The 18,132-nt window shown below is 59.3% G+C and carries 21 protein-coding genes; 15 read left to right on the top strand and 6 right to left on the bottom strand.

From position 1 onward, the window contains the following. Positions 1 to 101 precede the first annotated feature (101 nt). Positions 102 to 830, top strand: coding sequence for a hypothetical protein (locus tag XI08_RS18580; protein WP_271575496.1), 729 nt, complete (start codon positions 102 to 104; stop codon positions 828 to 830). Here the strand turns inward: XI08_RS18580 and XI08_RS18575 are convergent. Both XI08_RS18575 and XI08_RS18570 read right to left on the bottom strand, forming a co-directional pair. Further along, positions 796 to 1,068 (bottom strand): hypothetical protein, encoded by a 273-nt coding sequence (locus XI08_RS18575; protein ID WP_271575495.1) that lies wholly within the window; start codon positions 1,066 to 1,068, stop codon positions 796 to 798. The genes XI08_RS18580 and XI08_RS18575 overlap by 35 nt on opposite strands. A gap of 437 nt (positions 1,069 to 1,505) precedes the next feature. Continuing rightward, on the bottom strand, positions 1,506 to 1,667 hold the full coding sequence (locus XI08_RS18570) for a hypothetical protein (protein WP_271575494.1): 162 nt from the start codon (positions 1,665 to 1,667) through the stop codon (positions 1,506 to 1,508). Positions 1,668 to 2,215: 548 nt separating this feature from the next. Between XI08_RS18570 and XI08_RS18565 the strand changes: the two genes are divergently transcribed. Beyond that, a complete protein-coding gene (locus tag XI08_RS18565; protein ID WP_135179502.1) occupies positions 2,216 to 2,692 on the top strand; it encodes a DUF3833 family protein in 477 nt (158 codons plus the stop codon). A gap of 518 nt (positions 2,693 to 3,210) precedes the next feature. Here the strand turns inward: XI08_RS18565 and XI08_RS18560 are convergent. Beyond that, positions 3,211 to 3,519, bottom strand: a complete 309-nt coding sequence (locus XI08_RS18560; protein ID WP_333927708.1) for a hypothetical protein — start codon at positions 3,517 to 3,519, stop codon at positions 3,211 to 3,213. Between the two features lie 115 nt (positions 3,520 to 3,634). Between XI08_RS18560 and XI08_RS18555 the strand changes: the two genes are divergently transcribed. From XI08_RS18555 to XI08_RS46345, 10 genes are all read left to right on the top strand, one after another. Next, on the top strand, positions 3,635 to 3,850 hold the full coding sequence (locus XI08_RS18555; protein WP_027548238.1) for a hypothetical protein: 216 nt from the start codon (positions 3,635 to 3,637) through the stop codon (positions 3,848 to 3,850). A 71-nt stretch (positions 3,851 to 3,921) separates the two neighbouring features. After that, positions 3,922 to 4,212, top strand: a complete 291-nt coding sequence (locus tag XI08_RS18550) for a GNAT family N-acetyltransferase (RefSeq protein WP_271575492.1) — start codon at positions 3,922 to 3,924, stop codon at positions 4,210 to 4,212. 169 nt (positions 4,213 to 4,381) lie between these two features. Further along, the gene (locus XI08_RS18545) at positions 4,382 to 4,753 is read left to right on the top strand and encodes a GNAT family N-acetyltransferase (protein WP_271575491.1); all 372 of its coding nucleotides are present in this window, start codon (positions 4,382 to 4,384) and stop codon (positions 4,751 to 4,753) included. A 258-nt stretch (positions 4,754 to 5,011) separates the two neighbouring features. Further along, on the top strand, positions 5,012 to 5,677 hold the full coding sequence (locus tag XI08_RS18540) for a cytochrome P460 family protein (RefSeq protein WP_271575490.1): 666 nt from the start codon (positions 5,012 to 5,014) through the stop codon (positions 5,675 to 5,677). Between the two features lie 981 nt (positions 5,678 to 6,658). After that, positions 6,659 to 7,885, top strand: a complete 1,227-nt coding sequence (locus XI08_RS18535) for a GNAT family N-acetyltransferase (RefSeq protein WP_442869838.1) — start codon at positions 6,659 to 6,661, stop codon at positions 7,883 to 7,885. 276 nt (positions 7,886 to 8,161) lie between these two features. Further along, positions 8,162 to 9,532: a (Fe-S)-binding protein gene (locus XI08_RS18530; protein WP_271575488.1), complete on the top strand. Its 1,371-nt coding sequence runs from the start codon at positions 8,162 to 8,164 to the stop codon at positions 9,530 to 9,532. Positions 9,533 to 9,713: 181 nt separating this feature from the next. Further along, positions 9,714 to 10,268, top strand: a complete 555-nt coding sequence (locus XI08_RS18525; RefSeq protein WP_271575487.1) for a thioredoxin family protein — start codon at positions 9,714 to 9,716, stop codon at positions 10,266 to 10,268. A gap of 616 nt (positions 10,269 to 10,884) precedes the next feature. Next, positions 10,885 to 11,751, top strand: a complete 867-nt coding sequence (locus tag XI08_RS18520; protein ID WP_271575486.1) for an aldo/keto reductase — start codon at positions 10,885 to 10,887, stop codon at positions 11,749 to 11,751. 114 nt (positions 11,752 to 11,865) lie between these two features. Beyond that, positions 11,866 to 12,303, top strand: a complete 438-nt coding sequence (locus tag XI08_RS18515) for a hydrogenase (protein WP_271575485.1) — start codon at positions 11,866 to 11,868, stop codon at positions 12,301 to 12,303. Between the two features lie 1,266 nt (positions 12,304 to 13,569). Beyond that, positions 13,570 to 13,866, top strand: coding sequence for a methyltransferase family protein (locus XI08_RS46345; RefSeq protein ID WP_442869837.1), 297 nt, complete (start codon positions 13,570 to 13,572; stop codon positions 13,864 to 13,866). A 259-nt stretch (positions 13,867 to 14,125) separates the two neighbouring features. On the opposite strand, the gene XI08_RS18505 is transcribed toward XI08_RS46345, so the two are convergent. Both XI08_RS18505 and XI08_RS18500 read right to left on the bottom strand, forming a co-directional pair. Further along, a complete protein-coding gene (locus XI08_RS18505; protein WP_135178334.1) occupies positions 14,126 to 14,308 on the bottom strand; it encodes a hypothetical protein in 183 nt (60 codons plus the stop codon). Between the two features lie 426 nt (positions 14,309 to 14,734). Further along, positions 14,735 to 15,169 (bottom strand): hypothetical protein, encoded by a 435-nt coding sequence (locus XI08_RS18500; protein ID WP_271575484.1) that lies wholly within the window; start codon positions 15,167 to 15,169, stop codon positions 14,735 to 14,737. Between the two features lie 488 nt (positions 15,170 to 15,657). Between XI08_RS18500 and XI08_RS18495 the strand changes: the two genes are divergently transcribed. From XI08_RS18495 to XI08_RS18485, 3 genes are all read left to right on the top strand, one after another. Next, positions 15,658 to 15,954 (top strand): hypothetical protein, encoded by a 297-nt coding sequence (locus XI08_RS18495; RefSeq protein ID WP_271575483.1) that lies wholly within the window; start codon positions 15,658 to 15,660, stop codon positions 15,952 to 15,954. A 282-nt stretch (positions 15,955 to 16,236) separates the two neighbouring features. Beyond that, positions 16,237 to 16,755 (top strand): hypothetical protein, encoded by a 519-nt coding sequence (locus XI08_RS18490; RefSeq protein ID WP_271575482.1) that lies wholly within the window; start codon positions 16,237 to 16,239, stop codon positions 16,753 to 16,755. Positions 16,756 to 17,093: 338 nt separating this feature from the next. Further along, the gene (locus XI08_RS18485; protein ID WP_027548304.1) at positions 17,094 to 17,387 is read left to right on the top strand and encodes a GYD domain-containing protein; all 294 of its coding nucleotides are present in this window, start codon (positions 17,094 to 17,096) and stop codon (positions 17,385 to 17,387) included. A 188-nt stretch (positions 17,388 to 17,575) separates the two neighbouring features. Here XI08_RS18485 and XI08_RS18480 read toward each other — a convergent pair whose 3' ends face one another. Beyond that, on the bottom strand, positions 17,576 to 17,776 hold the full coding sequence (locus XI08_RS18480) for a DUF6494 family protein (RefSeq protein ID WP_027548237.1): 201 nt from the start codon (positions 17,774 to 17,776) through the stop codon (positions 17,576 to 17,578). Between the last annotated feature and the right edge of the window lie 356 nt (positions 17,777 to 18,132).

Here is an 18,132-nt window from a genome sequence, read left to right as displayed (position 1 = left end):
TGCAACCGCTGGTTTATCTAGTTGTTAGTAAAGTTTGGTCGCGACGCAATAGTGCTTTCGATTGCTTGACTGCCCAGGAAGCGGGCACTCATTCTGGACGCATGAACTATGATTTCGCGAGTCTGTCCCACAGCGAGTTTGAGGATCTGGCCCGCGACCTCGTCGGGCGCGAGATAGAGCTTCGCTTCGAAGCGTTTTCCGAGGGCCCTGACGACGGGATGGACGGCCGCCATGCGCGTGCGGACGGATCGATCGTGATGCAGGCGAAGCATTACCACGGCTCCGGTTTTGCGGCGTTGAAGTCGAAGATGACTAAGGAGCGGCTATCGATCGACCGGCTGGCGCCGACGCGGTACATCCTTGTGACGTCTGCGCCACTCACGCCAAAGAACAAGAACGCACTAGCCGAGATCATCGGCCCGTCGCTGCGAACGCCGGGCGACATTTTCGGACCCGGCGACCTCAACGCCCTGTTGCGCAAATATCCAGATATCGAGAAGGCCCATCAAAAGCTTTGGGCGCAGAGCACATCGGTTCTGCAAACGGTTATCACTGAGGCTGTCGGAAAGGCTCTTTCAAAGCCGGGGGCGGTTCCCGTCGTCCTTGCCAATCTCCTGCCCCCCAAGGAGGCTACCGGAGACGCAGCGCCTGTCGAGAAAGCGGCGCGGGACACCATATTTCTAATCAAGGCGTCGCCAATCGACGACCTGCTTGAGCTTCCCCAAGGTCCAAGCACCCACGGCCCCGGCCTCAACGCCCACCACGACACCCCACGGCCGGGGCCGTTTTTCCCCGCTATCGATAGCCCATTGCCGGCATCGGCGGCCTAAGCCAATCAAAGTTTGGCCTGACGTCGGCGCCACGCCCGCCGCAGGCGGTGCAGACGAAGCGCGGCTCGATATCTGACAGCCGGACATCGTCGGGCCAGCGATCGGCGCTCAGTGCAACGTGATGGCCGCAATGGCAGTAGACCAGGACGCCACGCAAGCCCATCTGCCGCATCTCGCCGAAGGTGATCTTGATCGGTCGACCGTCGACGTGCGAAGGCGGTGGCGGTGGATGAGGCATGCCGAGATCAAAGCGGCGTCGCCAGCACGTTGCAAATTATCGATTCCTAGTAGCACGGCACGAGCGCGAGCTACTGCCGGTCGTGGGTTAAGTGCCTTGTGCGCAGGCCGCCGGTTCACGCTGGCGGGCCACAATCGGCGTACAATTTTGGATTGTGCGACAAAGTTGTAGGTGCTACTTTTTCCCGGCTATGTGGAGCGAGATACTAGTTCGTATCGCCATTATCTGTGTAGGGCTCACACCTGTCGTGGCGCTAGCAGTGCTGACGTTCTGGAAGTGAGGCCGCCTCAGGTGGCGGTCGGTTTCAAGCTGGCGGGTCTACTCTTGGGCGCGATAGCCCTGGCCGGCGAGCAGCTCTCTGATCCACGCCACCTTCTTTTTGGCGCTGCTCGGTCCCTCTATGGTCTTCCGGATGTCCTCGACCAGGCCCTCTAATCTCAGTCGATGCGCGCGGTCAGCTTCGCGCCGGATGGCATCTGCAATCTCATCGAGAGCAACCATACGGCGAGTATTGCCGATTTTTCCCGATGCGTCAAAGCGCCGTTGGCGGACTCTGACCTGATCGGCTCCTCGAAAGGCCGCCCCCAGCCCGCCTTCATCAGGTCTGCTTCACGCTGTCCGCGATTGCGCGTTCAACTTCTGAGGCGAGAACCGACAGGTGATCAGCCAGCTTCGTAAAAAGCTCTCGTTTCTTCGGGTCGGTCGCCAGGTCACGGATGAGGGCGCACTCGGCAGCATCCGTGCGGAGCTTTCCAACTGAGCCTGCATGTCTTTTGCGATCAGTTCCGTTCCCGAGCGGGAACCATACCGCTTGTGTACGAAAGCGGACAGACCTGATTGCCAGTTTTTCCTAAGCTAGGGATGCTTAGCGCTCCAACCGCCAAGCAAACCTCCAACGGTCCCAGCATAGGGGTATGCTGGGGCCGTTTTTATTGGGCCTCAGCCTTGATCAGCCGCACGAAGGTCCCGCTCTCGTGCAGCTCGAGCCCAACCTTTCTCGACCGCGTTATCCGATCGTATGAATGCCCGTCCTGCAAAGCGTGCTGCGCATGGTAGAGTGCACCGAACCGAGCATGTTTCCGCGCCGGTCGGGAACCTGCCCGATAGAGGCGACTTAGTTCGTTGGACGCTTTTCGAGGGCTTACCGATGGCGATCTATGCTTTCGCTGGCACAACGCCGCTGTTTCTTCCTGAACGATTTTTCGTCGGGCAGCTCGAAGGCTGGGTAGTGCTGGAGAATTTGGTCGGTGGACTACTGAAGCGAGCAGCGATAGCTGGGCACGGCGAACGGGATGCGGACACCGATGCGCTGGTGTTCAACGAGACATATACGTTTGACGATGGACACAGCGACACCTTGCATTGGACGATACGAAAAGGCGAGGCCGGCAAGTACACCGGATTGGAAAACCGACTTGAAGGTGAGGCAGTAGGCGAGCAAGCCGGTTGCGCGTTCCATTGGAAGTACACGCGCGACACACCGCAAGCGGGCGGTAAGTCCATCAAGCTGAATTTCGACGACTGGTTCTATGCGATCGACGACAGGGTTTGCATCGTGCGAGGTAGCGCCGGGCGTGCGGGAATTCCGTTTGCGACGGCACACGTCACCTATCGGAAGCTATAGCTTCGCTTGGTTCAGTAGACTCGGCCGGACGAACGGCTGGGCGAACCAATGGTTTACAATTGAGATAAAAACTCCTGAGAGTTCGGTAGGACCCCGCTCGCTAGTTTCCAAATTTTACCTTGCAGGAACAAACATCTGCTTCCGCCTGGGAGACTAGGGGTCGGAGGTTCAAATCCTCTCGCTCCGACCATTTTTTCCAAATCATCTGTCGGGTGGATTGACCGTCGGCGTGGAGAGCGCCCCGGCCGGTGACGCATGCGCGGCGATCAGTAGCGGATGGCTGCTTAGGGGGCGGCCAGCCTAAAATGCCGAAAACAACCCCATGCACAGTAGCGAGGCCATGGACGGATAACGGTTTTCCGAATCGATTTGACCCGTCGGGCAAAACAGGGGCATGATGTCATCATGCCGGTTCGTGGGATGAACGTCCGGAGCGGAGCTGTCGTCTCCCCGCGCCATGAAGCGTAACCTGTCCTCGCGGCCAGCAGGTCGCGTGCAAGCCCCAGACATCGTTCCACCTACCTCAAATACCCCACCACCATCCGCGTCGTCTCGTCCACCAGCGTCCGCACCGTCTTCTCCGTGAGCATCTCGGCGTGGTTCAGCACCGTGTTGTGCGCGACGGCCTCGATCGCGCTGACGCAGATGAAGGTGGCCAGGGCCGGGTCGATCTTGCGCATCTCGTTGCGGCGGCTTTCGAGATAGGTGCGGACGAGGGCGCCGAGCGCGTGAGCCCGTCCAAGTGCGCCCATGACTCGTGGGTAGCAGGTATCCAAAGCTACTTCCCCGTCTCGCGGGAGTGGATTTGCACGCGCTGCCCGTCGTATCGGGTCGATTGCTCGCGAGCGACGCCACCCCTCCCGGTAGCGTCAAAACGGTCGGGAAAAAACGGAGGAACGGTGAAACGTGGATCGGGTTGATCGAGCACCGTGGAGCGCTGCGATGGACAGAACCTCGATCTATGATGAGTTGGGCCGTGTTGAACGCGAGGTGGTCGCAGGAGAGCGCCAGCTTGCAGAACAGGAGCGGCTAGTTCTCGACTTGAAACGTGAGGGTCAAAATGCTGCAAGCGCTGAAAAGGAGCTGGAACGGCTGCGTGAATGCCAGCGCCTACGCGATCAAGACCGTCAAAGGCTCCTATCACTCCTGCAGCCCTGAGACAGCGAAAACAGCCGGAGGTGCTCGTTGACGAGGATTGATTAGCTCGCGGTAACGGTTTGAGAGTACGGATGTGGCCCTTCGCGAACCTGAACCGCGGATCCGGTCATGTCCGCGAGTTGCTCTCGCTATTCGTGCATCCCGATTTCCAGCGTCGCAGCATAGGGTCGGCTCTTCTGTCCGCATGTCTTGAGGATGCCACGCGGAGGGGGGCGATCATTTCGAACGTGAAGTCTGTGCTCGGTGCAGAAGAGTTTTATGAACGTCATGGATTTGTGGTTGTTGGCTCGGGCTCGACCACCAAGCGGGGAGTGATCATTCCCGACACACGGATGCAGCGCCTAGCTTGCGAACAGGGGTGAAGCAGACCAGTTGCGCTCGCCTTGAGTTTTCCGAACTTTGGTCCGTGTGATGCGTCTCGGCATTCGCCCCCGGCAACGTCAACTGTTATTCCGTCTGCTCGCAACGAAGGTTGGTCCGATGCAGCTACGCAGCTAATATGCGCAAATCTCATCTCCATGGGATTAGCACATGAAAGAAGCCATTATCCGCCGTGCAACAGAACATGATCTGCCCGAGGTGTTGAGCCTTTACCGACATCTTCATCCGCACGAGGCTCGACTGGAAACAAGTACTGCTGAGCGCGTTTGGTCCACGTTGCTTAGATCCGGCTTCATGACCGTAATCGTGGCGCAAGCAGCGAAGCAGCTTGTCTCTTCCTGCACGCTCGCAATTGTGCCTAATCTGTCTCGCGGCGGTAGATCATATGGAGTGATTGAGAATGTGGTCACCCACGCGGATTACCGCAAACGAGGGCTCGGGCGACGGGTTCTTGCTCATGCGCTCGATATTGCATCGCAGGCCGATTGCTACAAAGTTCACTTGGCCACCGGTTCGAAGTAGGAGAGCACCCTACGCTTTTACGAGGAAGCGGGGTTTGAGCGGGGGAGCAAGACGTATTTCGACGTACGGCGATAGTTTGCCCTAGTTGGCGCTTCGATCGCATGTCCGGATGTGGCCCATCCCGACAAATGCAGGAGGTTGTGCTGAGGTCTCCTATCGGAGCCGGAGCTGACAAGATGTGCTCACCGCAGGTATTACGGCACGTGACCCATCTGCGACATCAGGGTCCCACGGCCAGCCGTTTTCATGTTATCTCTAATGGACTTTCTCAAAGCAATTTATCGTTTCACGCGCCCGCTCCGAGCCGGCAATTCTCATGAGCGTCGATCTATTCAAGGAGTGATGCGGCTTTCGCGAGCACTGAGAACGCGACTATCCTCAAACGAAATAAGGACAGCCATGAAACGCAAAAGCAAGCTATCGATCACGGCAATACTCGCCGTCCTGGGCGGAACGGCCGTTTACGCGGAGGACAAGTACTCGCTGAAATCGCCGGATGGAATCGCGTTCTCCGATTTCAAGGGATACGAGGACTGGGCGGTGGTCTCTTCCGCCCGGACCGATGAAGTGCTCAAGGTGATCGTCGCCAATCCGACCATGATCGAGGCGTACAAGGCTGGTGTTCCGAACAACGGCCAACCTTTCCCGGATGGCTCCAAGATCGCGAAGCTCCAGTGGAAGCCGAAGAAGAGCACGGAGGCTCCCTTCGTTGTGGATGTGCCAGATGTCTTCACGCAGGCTTTCGTCATCGAGAAGGACAGCAAGAGATTTCCGAAAAGCGGCGGATGGGGATACGCGCTATTCAACTACGAGGCCGCATCCGACATGTTCACGGCCGATCCCAGCCCCACAGACTGCGGACACGCTTGCCATGTGACCGTGAAGGCGAAGGACTATATCTTCCACCCGTACCAGAAGCGTTGAACCGCGCGTGCCCTCTGCATAGAGCCTTCACCGCGTTATGTCCAAAGGCGAGAAGGCTCAGGCAGTCACAGAAGTCCGCTGTGTCGGGTAGACCGGACATAGGCGGCACAGTCGCCGATCGACGCGATTGACCCTTCTCGGACATCCCACGATGTCTGCTTTTGCGCCGCGTTGATCACCGAGCGCGGAAAGGTACTTGCGCCCGCAATCAGTTTGCGAAAGGGTTCGGGTCCGACGGCGCCCGCAGTTTGGGCGGGGAAGCGTGACGTTCGCCTGGCATCTCCGAACGCATCCGCCATTATTGGTCGAGGGGACTATGAACCCGACCCGACGCCTGCTGCAGCTGTGGATTGTTCTTTCTCTCGTGTGGGGCTGTGTCGCTGGCCCGACAGCCATCCTTATTTGGAAGAGAGACGCACATGTGCGCGCATACGAGCGCGCGGCCGCTGCGGTTTGGGCCAAATACGAGAGTGACTGTGGACCGTCGAAGAGCAAGGGGCCTTTGTGTGATTTTCCGCCTGCCGTCCCGCCGGCTTCTGCGATCCCGAAAGCCGTCTATCCAGTAATGGTCTTGGGTCCTCCTCTCCTACTCTTCTTCATCGGTTGGATAGGGCTCTGGGTAACGAGCGGCTTGCGCCGCTAAACCACGCAGCGGCCAGCCGAGTTCCGCTTTTTCCCGACCGAAGTAGCTCTAAATTTCCACCCTGAATAGAAATTCTTGCAACAATATAGGCGAGCCGCTGACGAGGGATGCGCGGCGACTCCGGGTGGGCTCAAATGAGCAATTGGCGTGCATCGGTACACCATAACTACAGGGTGTTCATCCTCGACAACGAAGGCCACGTCATCAGCCGCGCGCACCTGGCGTCGCAAAATGACGAAGCTGCAAAGGAACGCGCCAGGCACCTCGCCAGCTACGGGCTGGCCGTCGAGCTATGGGACGGCCCCCGCAGGATCGCGATCGCGAGCGAAAGCCGGACGATGCAAGCCAATATTTGCTCGCGATCAAGGCGCGTCGCTTCGGTCGATATCGTCCACGACCTCGCTGCTGCCGAAGCGGTCTGGCGCAGTCTTGAGAGCCCGAACCATTCTGCCACGCCCTATCAGCGGTTCGATTTCCTCGCCGCTTGGCAGCGTCGAGCCGGGCAGCGCGCGGGGCTTTCCCCCTTCCTCGTGATCGCCCGTGACGACGATGGCCGGCCGCTTGGGTTGCTGCCGCTTGCCTTGCAAACAGTCTTCGGCGTGCGCTGCGCGAGCTTCATGGGAGGCAACCACTCAACCTTCAACATGGGCCTGTGGCAGCGCGAATTCGCGGCGACCGCTACCGAACACGATCTCCACTCGCTGACGGCGATGCTCGCCGCGCGCGACAAAGCCGACGTGCTCGTGCTGCGCCGCCAGCCGACTTACTGGCGCGACCTGCAAAACCCCTTGAGGCTGCTGCCTCATGAGCCCTCGACCGTTCACTGCCCGGTGCGAACGATCGAGCCGGGCGCGACAACGGTGACCCTGATCAGCGAATCTCTCCGCCGCCGGCTGCAGCGCAAGGAGCGCAAGCTGCAGTCGCTTGCCGGCTACCGCTATTACATCGCGTCTGATGACGTCGAGATCAGCCGCCTGCTCGACTGGTTCTTCCAGGTCAAGCCGCAACGAATGGCGCAGCAGAAGCTGCCAAGCGTGTTCGCCGACCCTGGCGTGCAGGAATTCATCCGCAGCGCCTGCATGACAAAGCTAGCCGACGGCGGCCGCGCGATCGAGATCCATGCGCTCGAATGCGACGAGGAGGTGCTCGCGATCTTCGCCGGTGTGGCCGACGACCACCGCTTTTCGACGATGTTCAACACCTATACCATGTCGCAGAAAGCGAGGTTTAGCCCTGGCCTGATTCTCATGCGCTATGTCATCGATCATTTTGCCGGTCAGAGCTATCGCGCCTTCGACTTTGGCATTGGCTTGTACGACTACAAGCTGCTGGTCTGCCCGGACTACGAGCCGATCTTTGACAGTTTCATCCCGCTCAGCGTGCGCGGCCGGTTCGCCGTCGGCGCAATATCCGCCGTCAACGAAGCCAAGCGTTTCGTGAAAAGCAATCCGGCGCTGCTTGACATCGCTCAGAACCTGCGCAGCAGGTTGCAGAGTGCAAAAACATTCCAAACAACTTCTCTGGTTTTCTTACTTCAAAACTGCTGCCGTCAGTTGGGGCTTTAGCCAGGTCCGCAAGGCTTTTGGCACTTTTCAGAAGTGCCCCTCCAGCTGACGACGTCCGTTGATGGCCCGTTGCTGACCTTCGCTCGGAGAGCCGCAACGTCTGCTTCCGGGAGATGGGCCGACCAAGATGAAGTAGCCTGCCAAGGGCAGCTTGTGACCCAAAGGCGACAAATCCCGATTGCGGCCTGCTCGTGTACAGCTCGCCATTTGTGGGTTAGGTTCCGAAGTTGTCAAGTGCCGCACGTAGCTGATCCGTCAGCAGGTCTGGAGCTGGTCATGCAGCCGATGAACGAGGTCCCATTCGAGGCGACCCTGGCTGAATATGTCGAAGAAATGCTCGACGCCTGTACGCGATGCGGGAAATGCGTCGAGGCTTGTCCGAGTGTCGAGCCGGCCGGCATCTTGGGGACAAAGTCCGAAGACATCATCGGCGGCATCCTCGAACTGGTACGTACCGGCAACGGCCCGGAAGCGTCGCGCAAATGGGCGCAGTCCTGCATGCGGAGCGGGGCATGCATCAAGGCGTGTGACTATGGCGTCAATCCGCGTTTCTTGCTGAGCATGGCGCGGCTTGGCATCGCGAAGTCGGACAATGGGCTTGCCGAACGACGCCGACAGGGTGTCGAGAAGTACCGCGACGGCAGTCGTGGAGTGAGCGTGCTTTCGCACCTGCAACTCGATACGGACGTGCTCGAACGACTGGGTCAGAAATCGGCGTCGGTCTCCACGCCCGTTGAGGCGCCGGATTTCGTGTTTTACACCGGCTGCAATGTGCTCAAGACGCCGCACGTCGCCTTGCTTGCCCTCGATATCATGGATGCGCTCGGCGTCAGTTACCAGGTGATGGGCGGACCGAGCCATTGTTGCGGCATCCTCCAACTCAAGTCTGGGGACGCAGAGATGGCCGGTCGTATGGGCTCGAGTACTATGGAAAAGCTGTCGCACTCCAACTCGGGGCAGGTGATCTCCTGGTGCCCGTCGTGCTACGTCCAGTACACGGAAACCATCCTGCCAACGGTGGAGCGGCAGCGCGGCTCCCGCCCGTTCGAGATGAGCCCGTTCATGCGCTTTCTCGGTGACCGGCTGGCGCAGCTAAAGCCGCACCTTCAGCGCAGGGTCGAAATGCGGGTCGCGCTGCACAAGCATCCCGGCGTGGCCGGCGTTGTGGAAGCCGCCGCTGAAATCCTGACGACGGTCCCCGGTATCGAACTCGTCGATCTGAACCAGCCGGCGGTGGGTTTGCAGAGTGTGGATGTCGGCGTACTTCCAAAGTTCAAGCGCGAATTGCAACTTATGGAACTTGAGGCGGCGCGCGATGCAGGTGTCGATGCACTGGTCGCGGTCTATCATTCCGATCATCGCGAACTGTGCGCGCACGAACGCGACTGGCCATTCCGCATAATAAACATCCTTGAAGTTGTTGGCGAAAGCATGGGCCTGCATTGGCACGATCGCTACAAAGAGCTCAAGATCACGCAGGACGCCGACCAGATCGTCGCCGACTGTAGCGACCTGATCGCAAAGCACTCGCTTGATCCCAGCAATGCGCGTGACGTGGTGGTGAAGGTGCTGCTTGGCGACCAGCCGCTTCCCCTGAGGGGCGGCGCGCTCCCAGAGCCGCGCGTGGGGGGTGTGGCGCCGTCGTAGCAGCTTGACGTCGCCTATTGGCCCACACCGACGAAATCCCGCGCTCGTCCAAATGTCGGCTGTTAAGGGTCGACGGGAAATGGCTGACGTATGGCCAAAACGACGCGACTGCGAGCAGGCTTTGGAAACTGTGCCCCGGCAGGCCGTCGTCAGCATATATTTGGGCACAAGGAGGTGCGATATGGCGACAACAGCTACCCAAGTCGTTCTTGATACGCCGGCGGCGGAGTTCCGGCTCGTCGCTACCGACGGCAAGATTTACGCACTGGACGACGTTGCGGGCGAAAAAGGCACGGTCGTCGTCTTCATCTGCAACCATTGTCCCTATGTTAAAGCAGTGATCGACCGCATGGTTTCGGACGCCCGCGTGCTGATGTCGGAGAGCGTAGGCTTTGCGGCGATTTGCTCGAACGATGCGGCGAGCTATCCCGAAGACTCATTTGAGAATATGAAGCGTTTCGCGAAGGCCCATGATTTCCCGTTTCCATATCTCCACGACGAGACCCAGACAGTCGCTCGGGCGTATGGGGCGGTCTGTACGCCGGACTTCTTCGGTTACAATGCCGACCGCAAGCTCAAGTATCGCGGCCGGCTCGACGAAGGCCGCACAACTCCGCCTCGCGCGGCGGCGCCCCGAGAGCTTGTCGAGGCCATGCGCGCGATTGCGACCACCGGTCTGGCGCCGGCTGACCAGAAGGCGTCTATTGGCTGCTCGATCAAATGGAAGGACGAATAAAGCCGGGCCCTATCAACATGTTTCGTATCTAAGACCGCCGCGTGCGGCAGCATTTCACATGTGCGATTTGACTAGCGGCATCACGAGGGCCCAGCGGCGGCTGCCGGAGTCGCATTCGCCCCTTCTGCTTCAGGTCTGCTTCCGGGGCAACACGGACATCAACCGGTGAGATAACCGGCTAAGTCGGTCGAAAATGACCCCAAGCCGACACGGGGCCCGCCACCTCATTCGATCAGGGTGCGACGAACGAGTAGATAATCCAGACCACGATGAGAGCCGCTAGAACGAGTATCCAATTGGAAATTTGGGTACCCGCTATCGATGTTTTCCGGCCAAACCATTCCATGGCCCTTCCTCCCAGCTAGACCGCCCCACTTGGGCGGCTTCCCAAGCTTCCAACACTCCAACGATATCACCGATTTCCCAAAGCCGGTCGGTTACCTTTGCTACGCGGCGATCAGGAGCTAGTCTGCTGCCAGTTCATGATAAGCGCGGTTTGGCATCGTTCCGATCCGGACATAGCCGCAGAAGATGATGCGGCCGTAGTCGCTATGGATTAACCTGGAAGCGCCACACCAACCAGCCAACGGCGCTCTCGCCTTGTGAGAGGTCAGCGATGCCCGCAAATCATGCTACGCGCCCCTTGGGTCGAACCGGCATCCATGTGCTGCCCTTGGGCATCGGCACGAACAAGTGGCGCCGTGCCAATCGTGGGGCCGTGTTGGAAACATACAGGACTATTCATGATGCCGGCCCGTGCATGATTGACACGGCTGAGATCTACTTCTCCGAGCGCGTTGTGGGTGACTGCTTGCGTGCTGCCGGGCCTACCCGCGCGGTGATAGCATCGAAATTCCTTCCCCTTCCGGGCCGAATCTCTCCGCGCCGCCTGATCGGTGCGCTTGACGGTTCGCTCGCGCGTCTGGGCCTCAAGACAATCGATCTCTACTATGTTCATTATCCGCTGCCCTTGATCGACGTGGGAGTGTTCGCCGAAGGTCTCGTCGAAGCGGTGAAGTCCGGCAAGGCACGCGCGGTCGGCGTGGCAAATTTCAATGCGGACCAGATGCGCCGGATCGCCGATCACCTCGCAAGGGCAGGCGTTCCGCTCGCCGCCAATCAGGTCAACTACAGCCTGCTCCGACGAGCAGCGGAAGCAAATGGCGTGCTCGAAGCCTGCCGTGAACTCGATGTGGCACTTGTCGCGTATTTTCCCCTCGCGTCCGGCCGCCTCACGCAGCCGTCGGACAGCATGAACACGAAAGCGCTGCTGACATGTCTCGCCAATATTGCCGGCGCGCACGACGCCAGCATCAGCCAGGTCGCCCTGAACTGGCTGTTGGCGTGCGACAGTCACGTGATCCCCATCCCCGGCGCGACCAAGCCTCATCACGCCAGGGCCAATCTCGATGCACTCGGTTGGCGATTGAGTGAGGCCGAGTTCGACGCGATCGACCGAGCGTCAGCAAAGAGTGGAACATGAATCAGACGCCTTTCGCCCCTCCACCTTAGCGATGACCCGCCGCTCGAAGCGGCGCGGAGGTGGCGGCCAGGACGTGTGCGGAAAAGCGTGCTCCTGAAGGGAGGGCGGAGGAATATGACGAACAGCAAGCGGCGTCTGATTTGGCACGGGATGTTTCTTTTCCTGCTCGGATTGTTGACCGGCTTTATCGAAACAAGCTTTCAAAACCCGCGCATGGGACTTGCGGCACATCTTGAGGGCGTCATGAACGGCGCGTTTCTTGTTGCGCTGGGAGCCATATGGTCCGAAGTGAGGCTACGGGTTTGCCAGAAGGCACTGGCCTATTGGACTGTGCTGTATGGCACGTACGGCAATTGGGTCTTTACCACTCTGGCAGCGCTATTGGGCACGGCTGCGCTCTCGCCAATCACTGCTGCCGGTCACAGTGCCACGCTATGGCAAGAGGCTCTTGTGATGCTTGGCTTCATTTCAGTCGGGCTGACCATCGTCACTGCCTCAGTCATAGTGCTGTGGGGACTGCGAAGGTCGGCGGTAATTCATGAAGATCGATAGCTGGTCAGAGAGGGTAGCTTAGTCTGGTTGTGGCCCGTTTGAGACCTTACGATAGGCACTGAACATGTCCGCTCGCCGGGGCGCTCCGGAAGTCATGTGGGAACTCGCGCCGACGGGGCGGTCAAGGCTGATCAGGGCATTGTTGGCGATCGGCCCGGCGCTTCTCACCCGGCAAAGAGGCGCCGGGCCTATTGTTTGCGCGAATTGCACAACATTTCCGCGGGCCATCTGTGCGGCGAAAGCGTTCTGATCACGCGGGTCCTTGGTGCGACACCTGGAACATCCCAGCCTCGGACCATCCATCCGCGAGCCCCTGCTTCCTATCGGTAGCAGGGGCTTTGGCATTCGTCGGACATTTTCCATGCCTCTGTATTCATTCAAGCTCATCAATACCCGCCTTGTCTCGGATTTCGGAGTGCATGAACTTCCAGGCGAAGCGGAGGCGCAGATAGAAGCTATCAGGACTTGCTCGGTCGCTGCGCGAAACTCGCCCGGAGCTGATCGGCCATCACTATTCGGTCTCTGTGATTAACGATGATGGCGCAGCTGTTTGCACCATTCCGTTGGATAATGAATGGGCTGATTAAGCCCGCCAGCGTGAACCGGCGGGCGGTCAGGGACGTCGCTTGTCCGCCCGGACTTCGAGTGGAGCCAACCAACAGTTGCTGCGAGGGTATCGAAACATTAAATGACCAAGGGCTAGAGGGCCTTTCGCGGATCCCGGGTGCTGCCCTAATGTGGCCACTTCAAGTTCTGCCCATGGTCTGCGGGCGTTCGCGTTTGTGACGCTCATCTACCTCTAAAGGGGTAGGTATGTCCGTGTATGTTCGATGCTGGCAGCGCTCGCGGCGGGAATCGAACACCTGGGAACCAAAGGTTCCACCGGGGGTTGGTCCAGTTCACCGGATGCCCTACCGCCGATTACCATCCGGTGCGGAATGGCGGCCCCAGCCCCGCCCCCCAGCCTAGCTGGGGCCGTTTGTTTTGCGGAAAATCCGAGGTAGATCAGCTGCCCGCAATCCGCTCTACCTCGCCGGCACGATACTTGTACTGGGGATTGGACTGGTCTCAGGGATCGCGTGGTTTTTGCTGATGCCGTCCTCGCTGCCTTCGCGGTGCAAAAGCTCGCCATCGAGAGGGAGGAAAGGCATCTCCAGGCGCGATTCGGGAGGACCTATGCGGATTACGCCGGGCGTGTGCGGCGGTGGATCTAGGGTCATGTGTGGCACCACTTCGCTTCCTCCGAAATGGTAAAGTAGCGGATGCCTGTCTCGGCTTACCTCCTCTGCCATTCGCATCCAGACCGACCGCGGCCAGCACGTCGTCACCACGGGGCCCTACGCATTCGTCCGCCATCCCGGATATACCGCTGGGATTCTGGTGATAGCGGCAAGCGGACCCGCACTCGGATCGTGGCTCGCGGCCGCGCTCGTCGTGATCTTCAGCCTGCCGTTTCTGCTCCATCGCACCATCATGGAGGACCGAGTTCTTCACGCAGAGCTTGCGGGTTACGCGGATTACGCCGCGCGGGTCCGATGGCGGCTCGTTCCGGGCATTTGGTGAGAGCCAGACCTCACTTGGGAAAGCATGCTGCTCACCAATCCGGGTCATTGCCATCTCAGAGAGGAAGCAAGCGAGCCATGTCTGAAAGTGGCCCACAGCATCGAACCGTGACGTTCACTCTGGCGTCGGTTGTTTGGGGAAGACCGGGGCATGCTAAATCGACGCGAATGACCCATCTGCGACATTGGGCAGCACTCAAGAAAGTGTACGACCTCACTTGATCGGCGGAATGGTTCGCCCAGGCGGCGATGTCCTCAGCCTACCCGCTAATGTTCAACTGCCGCTGCACGTCAGCGATGAGTTGCTTCACGTCCTGATGGCCACCGTTGTTGAGGGTGATGCGCGTGCCTTGTCCGTCGGGCAGTGGCGTGGCGGTCACGATCCTATCCGTGTTGATGACGATGGGCTGATCGTCCGGTTGCGTGAACTGCACGAATGCCATGAAAGATGGATCCTGTCTGGTGGGCGCGCGAGCCGCGCGCGGCGCCCCGAAACCTGCGACGCGCGGGCGTCAAGGTCAAGCCTGTGGACCGAAAACGTAAAGGCAAGGCGCTTCAAATAGCTTGCGGCGTTTATGCCCGCTCTACCCGACGCGCCGCCTCGCTTCCCGGTGAGGGCAGCACTCATCTACGGGGTTGCGGAATGACCGCTGTTGGCACAGATGCGAAGTGCGCGATGTCCGCTATTTGGTCGCTATCAGGAAGAGCGGACGTCGCGGACATCGCGTTTTTGTAGATGCGGAGGTCATGCGAGGCGGGCCGCTGCTAGAGGTGGCGTGGCGGGCGCGGTAGAGAAGCTTGGCGAGCCGCCCAGGTTCCGCGCGGTTGCTGTGAGCGCATTTCTTCCCGCACACAATCCGCGGGCGGTTTTACTGCGTCAGATATCTATATGCGACAATCAGAGCCACCATGCTCGCGAAAATCAGCAGTGCCGAGAGGGATTTTCGAATCATTGGCCTCGTCGGATGGCGCGCAGCCGATGGAGCGGGCTGAGGTTTAGGCCGTCTCTGGAAGCGCACGACTTTGCCCTCCGTCGTTGGTGCGCGGGCCTTTGGTTCCGGCGCCGCGCCCACGCCTCCCATCTCGCTGTAATAAGCGCTGTAGACCTCGCGAACGGCCAGGGCCGTGGACTCGGCTTCGCTCATCGTCTCGAGTCGGGTTCGATAGTTGGTCAGAAAGCCCTGTGCGTTTGACGGAAGGTCATCGAAACCACCGAGCTTGGCCATCATGAGCCAAGTGGCAAAATCCGCCTCGGCCTTCGTGCGAGCTTTCTTGGCGATACTGGCGTTGGAGCTAGAGGACATGGTGGTCCGATTGGTTCGCCCGCCCAAACTCGCCGGCGTTCATGGCTATCGTTGGCCAGTTCGCTTAGGTATCTCGGTTGACGTCAAGTGTCCCGCCTCGCGCCTGGCTGGCGCGCCAGGATTTGCCCTGGCGCCGAAGCCGTCAAGCGCGCTGGACCAAATTAAGGGGCTTGCCTGCCGGCATCGTTGATCCGATCAATCTACTCCTTTGCCGAAGTCGTGTATCTTGAACGAGCCGAAAAGCTCGCTCATAAAACCGTCATTGAAAGGTTGGTGGCCGTGGTCCGAAGCAAAAATGCCTCGCCAACTTGGAACGATGTTAGGACCGTGCTCTTAGACTTCGATCGCGCAGGCCTTCGGGGACTGGTGCAAGACCTCTACACTGCGAGCAAAGACAACCGAGCATTCTTGCACGCCCGCTTGGGCTTGGTCATGATCAGCTCCAGCCCTTCAAAGCAAATATTACTACCTGGATATGCCCAGACTTAATGAACAACCAGTCCGTGTCGGTTTCAAGAGCCAAGAAGGCGATTGCGGACTACAAGAAAGCGATTGGTCGCCCGGAGGGGATGGCGGAGCTGTCGATATTTTATTGCGAAGAGGCATTCGGCTTTCTAGAATCCTGCAGCATGGAAGATGAAAGCTGCTTTGCTGCTCTGATCCGCATGTATGGACGGTCCCTCGAATTTGTATCGAGCCTACCTACTGCCCAGAGCGCCGCCTATCTCGAGCGTCTCGACAAGCTTAGATCACGCGGGAGCCACGTCGGCTGGGGGGCAGGATGAACTCAATAGCCTTTGGCACGCTGCCGCTCTGGACGAGCAACAGAGTGAATGACGGCTCCTTCTGTTGGATGAGGTAATCGACGAAGCTGCGCGAACAGTCTACGAGGAGGTTGCATGGCGCGCGCAGCTTGGCTTTACGGACTCGTCATGAAGCTTATTGCGCATCGTGGATGATCCGCGGGTCCGGGTGAAAACTCGCTCGCCGCGTTCGCACGTGCCGCCCGTGACGGCAGAATATCTGGTGTCGAATTCGACGTCTGCCTTGCAGCGGATTCCGACACATTGGTGGTGTCACACGACCCGCCGCGTCATGTCGAGAATGCGCTTACCCTCGATGCGGCACTGTCGCTTCTTTCACCAACTGACTTTGAACTGTTTGTGGAGGTGAAGGAGACGGGACTTGTCTCTAGAGTCATCGAGAGGCTGGTTGCCAGCAATGTGGCCGGTCGCTCAGTCGTATTTGCTTTTGCCACCGTCGCAAGATCCTTTCCGTGGGAGGGTGCGCGACCGGTGCGCCTGGGCATCATCGTCATGTACCCGTGGAACCTGACTCGTGCGGTGCGCAGGTATGCGCCGGATGTCCTCCTGCTCGGCTGGGACGCGCGCGCTTGGACGCGAGTCGCTTTTCGCGCCTGGTGGTCCGTTTTCCCGCTTGAGCAGCTTACGCGACGCCACCACGTGCCGGTTGTGGTAGGAATCGTGCAACGCATGGACGACCTTCATTGGCTCTCGCGGCAGCGCCTCTACGGGGCGGTTGCCGACGTCGACCGCATTATCGGCCGCAGCGCCAGACCTGATTAGGCCGGCGCAAACCCATTCGTCGCCCGTGAAATATTCGAAAGCGGCTGACAGATCGGCCTGATCTGGCGTGGCCGGCCTTTTCGGTGACGTCGCCTTTTGGCCTTAAACGATGGTTTGCGCGACGCCTGAATATTTCCGAAGTTGAGGGTAGTCCGCACTTTGGCTGCTAACGGCGCTAAACCGGACGCCACGCGGATAGCCCAATTCGGTCGAGAATGACCCCGCCACTTCGAGCCGCCCTGAGGGGATCTTGGTGGTTGGGCGGGGTCAGGCAGTGTGGCATAATCCACGACGTGGACTCGTTAAGTCCATTGCTTCTTTGTCAAAGGAGAATCGCCATGTCCACGTACATGCTTCTCTGCAATTTCACCGAGCAAGGTGTTCGGACCATCAAGGAAATGCCGCAGCGTCGAGCGGCCGCCAGGGAGTTGGGCAAAAAGTTTGGCGTTGACATCAAGGCCGGCTATCTCGCCATGGGAACATATGACCTCATCATCCACACCGAGGCCACCGACGATGAGGCCATGGCCAAGTTTCTCTTGTCGCTGGCCGCCATCGGGAACGTACGGACGACGTCGGTCAAGGTGTTCCCGGAAGCGGACGTTGACAAGATCATCGCGGGACTTGCGTAAGCTAACGCAAATCAAAACGAAGGTCAGTTGTTGGCACATAACGACGGCCAGCGCAGTGACATGTCTGAAGTTGACGGTAGACCGGAAATGACAAGCCGACCTTCAAAACAACGCTAATGACCCGAAGGCGACGTTCGGCCGGCGACCGCAATGATAGCTTTCGTGAGGTCCCACAGCCGGGACAATCGTCAGAGCGCGACTGTTTCCTCGACCACATGTTTCAGCGGCGTCCCCTCAGCTGACAGGGTCATTCGCAGTTTGAGCTTGCCACCCTTCACCTCCCCGCTACGCACTAGGTTCTCAATTTCACGCTGCGATGTAACTCCGACATGCTTCAGAAATTTACGGATAGCCATATTGAAGCGGTCTTCATCGAACTCGGCGGTCATGGCTGTTCTCCCTGATCGGGCAGGCAAAGTCTAACACGAGGCGAGCAATGACGAAACATCGAGGCCCCCGCTCGCGTCGCCGCCGACTTCCTCCTCAACCTGATTGCCTGCAACCTCGGCCCGAAGCTGAAGACTACACCTGGAAGCGAAAGTCTCACTCAGTGGAGTGCTTCCGCTCGTGGCCCTTCGCAGACCTGAACCGCGGATCCGGTGATGTCCGCTCACAGTGGCAGAGCAGACCATCTACCATGGACCCGCCGACTTCCGAGCTTGACCCGAAGCGGACTTCCCTCCGTCCATCGACTCGACCGCGGCAACAAAGCGACGGCCAACTCGCGAGAGAACAACGAAAGTTG

It is taken from the genome of Bradyrhizobium sp. CCBAU 11361 (assembly GCF_028128935.1).
Taxonomy (GTDB): domain Bacteria; phylum Pseudomonadota; class Alphaproteobacteria; order Rhizobiales; family Xanthobacteraceae; genus Bradyrhizobium; species Bradyrhizobium niftali.
Note: the sequence above shows the minus strand (reverse complement) of the source record. Positions and strands in the feature narration are given on the sequence as shown.

Coding starts and splice junctions, on each gene's coding strand:
- XI08_RS18565 (WP_135179502.1), top strand. CDS start 2,216: ATGGCGATCTATGCTTTCGCTGGCACAACGCCGCTGTTTCTTCCTGAA.
- XI08_RS18535 (WP_442869838.1), top strand. CDS start 6,659: ATGCAAGCCAATATTTGCTCGCGATCAAGGCGCGTCGCTTCGGTCGAT.
- XI08_RS18545 (WP_271575491.1), top strand. CDS start 4,382: ATGAAAGAAGCCATTATCCGCCGTGCAACAGAACATGATCTGCCCGAG.
- XI08_RS18570 (WP_271575494.1), bottom strand. CDS start 1,667: ATGAAGGCGGGCTGGGGGCGGCCTTTCGAGGAGCCGATCAGGTCAGAG.
- XI08_RS18530 (WP_271575488.1), top strand. CDS start 8,162: ATGCAGCCGATGAACGAGGTCCCATTCGAGGCGACCCTGGCTGAATAT.
- XI08_RS18480 (WP_027548237.1), bottom strand. CDS start 17,776: ATGACCGCCGAGTTCGATGAAGACCGCTTCAATATGGCTATCCGTAAA.
- XI08_RS18505 (WP_135178334.1), bottom strand. CDS start 14,308: ATGGCATTCGTGCAGTTCACGCAACCGGACGATCAGCCCATCGTCATC.
- XI08_RS18515 (WP_271575485.1), top strand. CDS start 11,866: ATGACGAACAGCAAGCGGCGTCTGATTTGGCACGGGATGTTTCTTTTC.
- XI08_RS18580 (WP_271575496.1), top strand. CDS start 102: ATGAACTATGATTTCGCGAGTCTGTCCCACAGCGAGTTTGAGGATCTG.
- XI08_RS18520 (WP_271575486.1), top strand. CDS start 10,885: ATGCCCGCAAATCATGCTACGCGCCCCTTGGGTCGAACCGGCATCCAT.
- XI08_RS18575 (WP_271575495.1), bottom strand. CDS start 1,068: ATGCCTCATCCACCGCCACCGCCTTCGCACGTCGACGGTCGACCGATC.
- XI08_RS18555 (WP_027548238.1), top strand. CDS start 3,635: ATGGACAGAACCTCGATCTATGATGAGTTGGGCCGTGTTGAACGCGAG.
- XI08_RS18500 (WP_271575484.1), bottom strand. CDS start 15,169: ATGTCCTCTAGCTCCAACGCCAGTATCGCCAAGAAAGCTCGCACGAAG.
- XI08_RS18540 (WP_271575490.1), top strand. CDS start 5,012: ATGGACTTTCTCAAAGCAATTTATCGTTTCACGCGCCCGCTCCGAGCC.
- XI08_RS18495 (WP_271575483.1), top strand. CDS start 15,658: ATGAACAACCAGTCCGTGTCGGTTTCAAGAGCCAAGAAGGCGATTGCG.
- XI08_RS18550 (WP_271575492.1), top strand. CDS start 3,922: ATGTGGCCCTTCGCGAACCTGAACCGCGGATCCGGTCATGTCCGCGAG.
- XI08_RS18485 (WP_027548304.1), top strand. CDS start 17,094: ATGTCCACGTACATGCTTCTCTGCAATTTCACCGAGCAAGGTGTTCGG.
- XI08_RS18525 (WP_271575487.1), top strand. CDS start 9,714: ATGGCGACAACAGCTACCCAAGTCGTTCTTGATACGCCGGCGGCGGAG.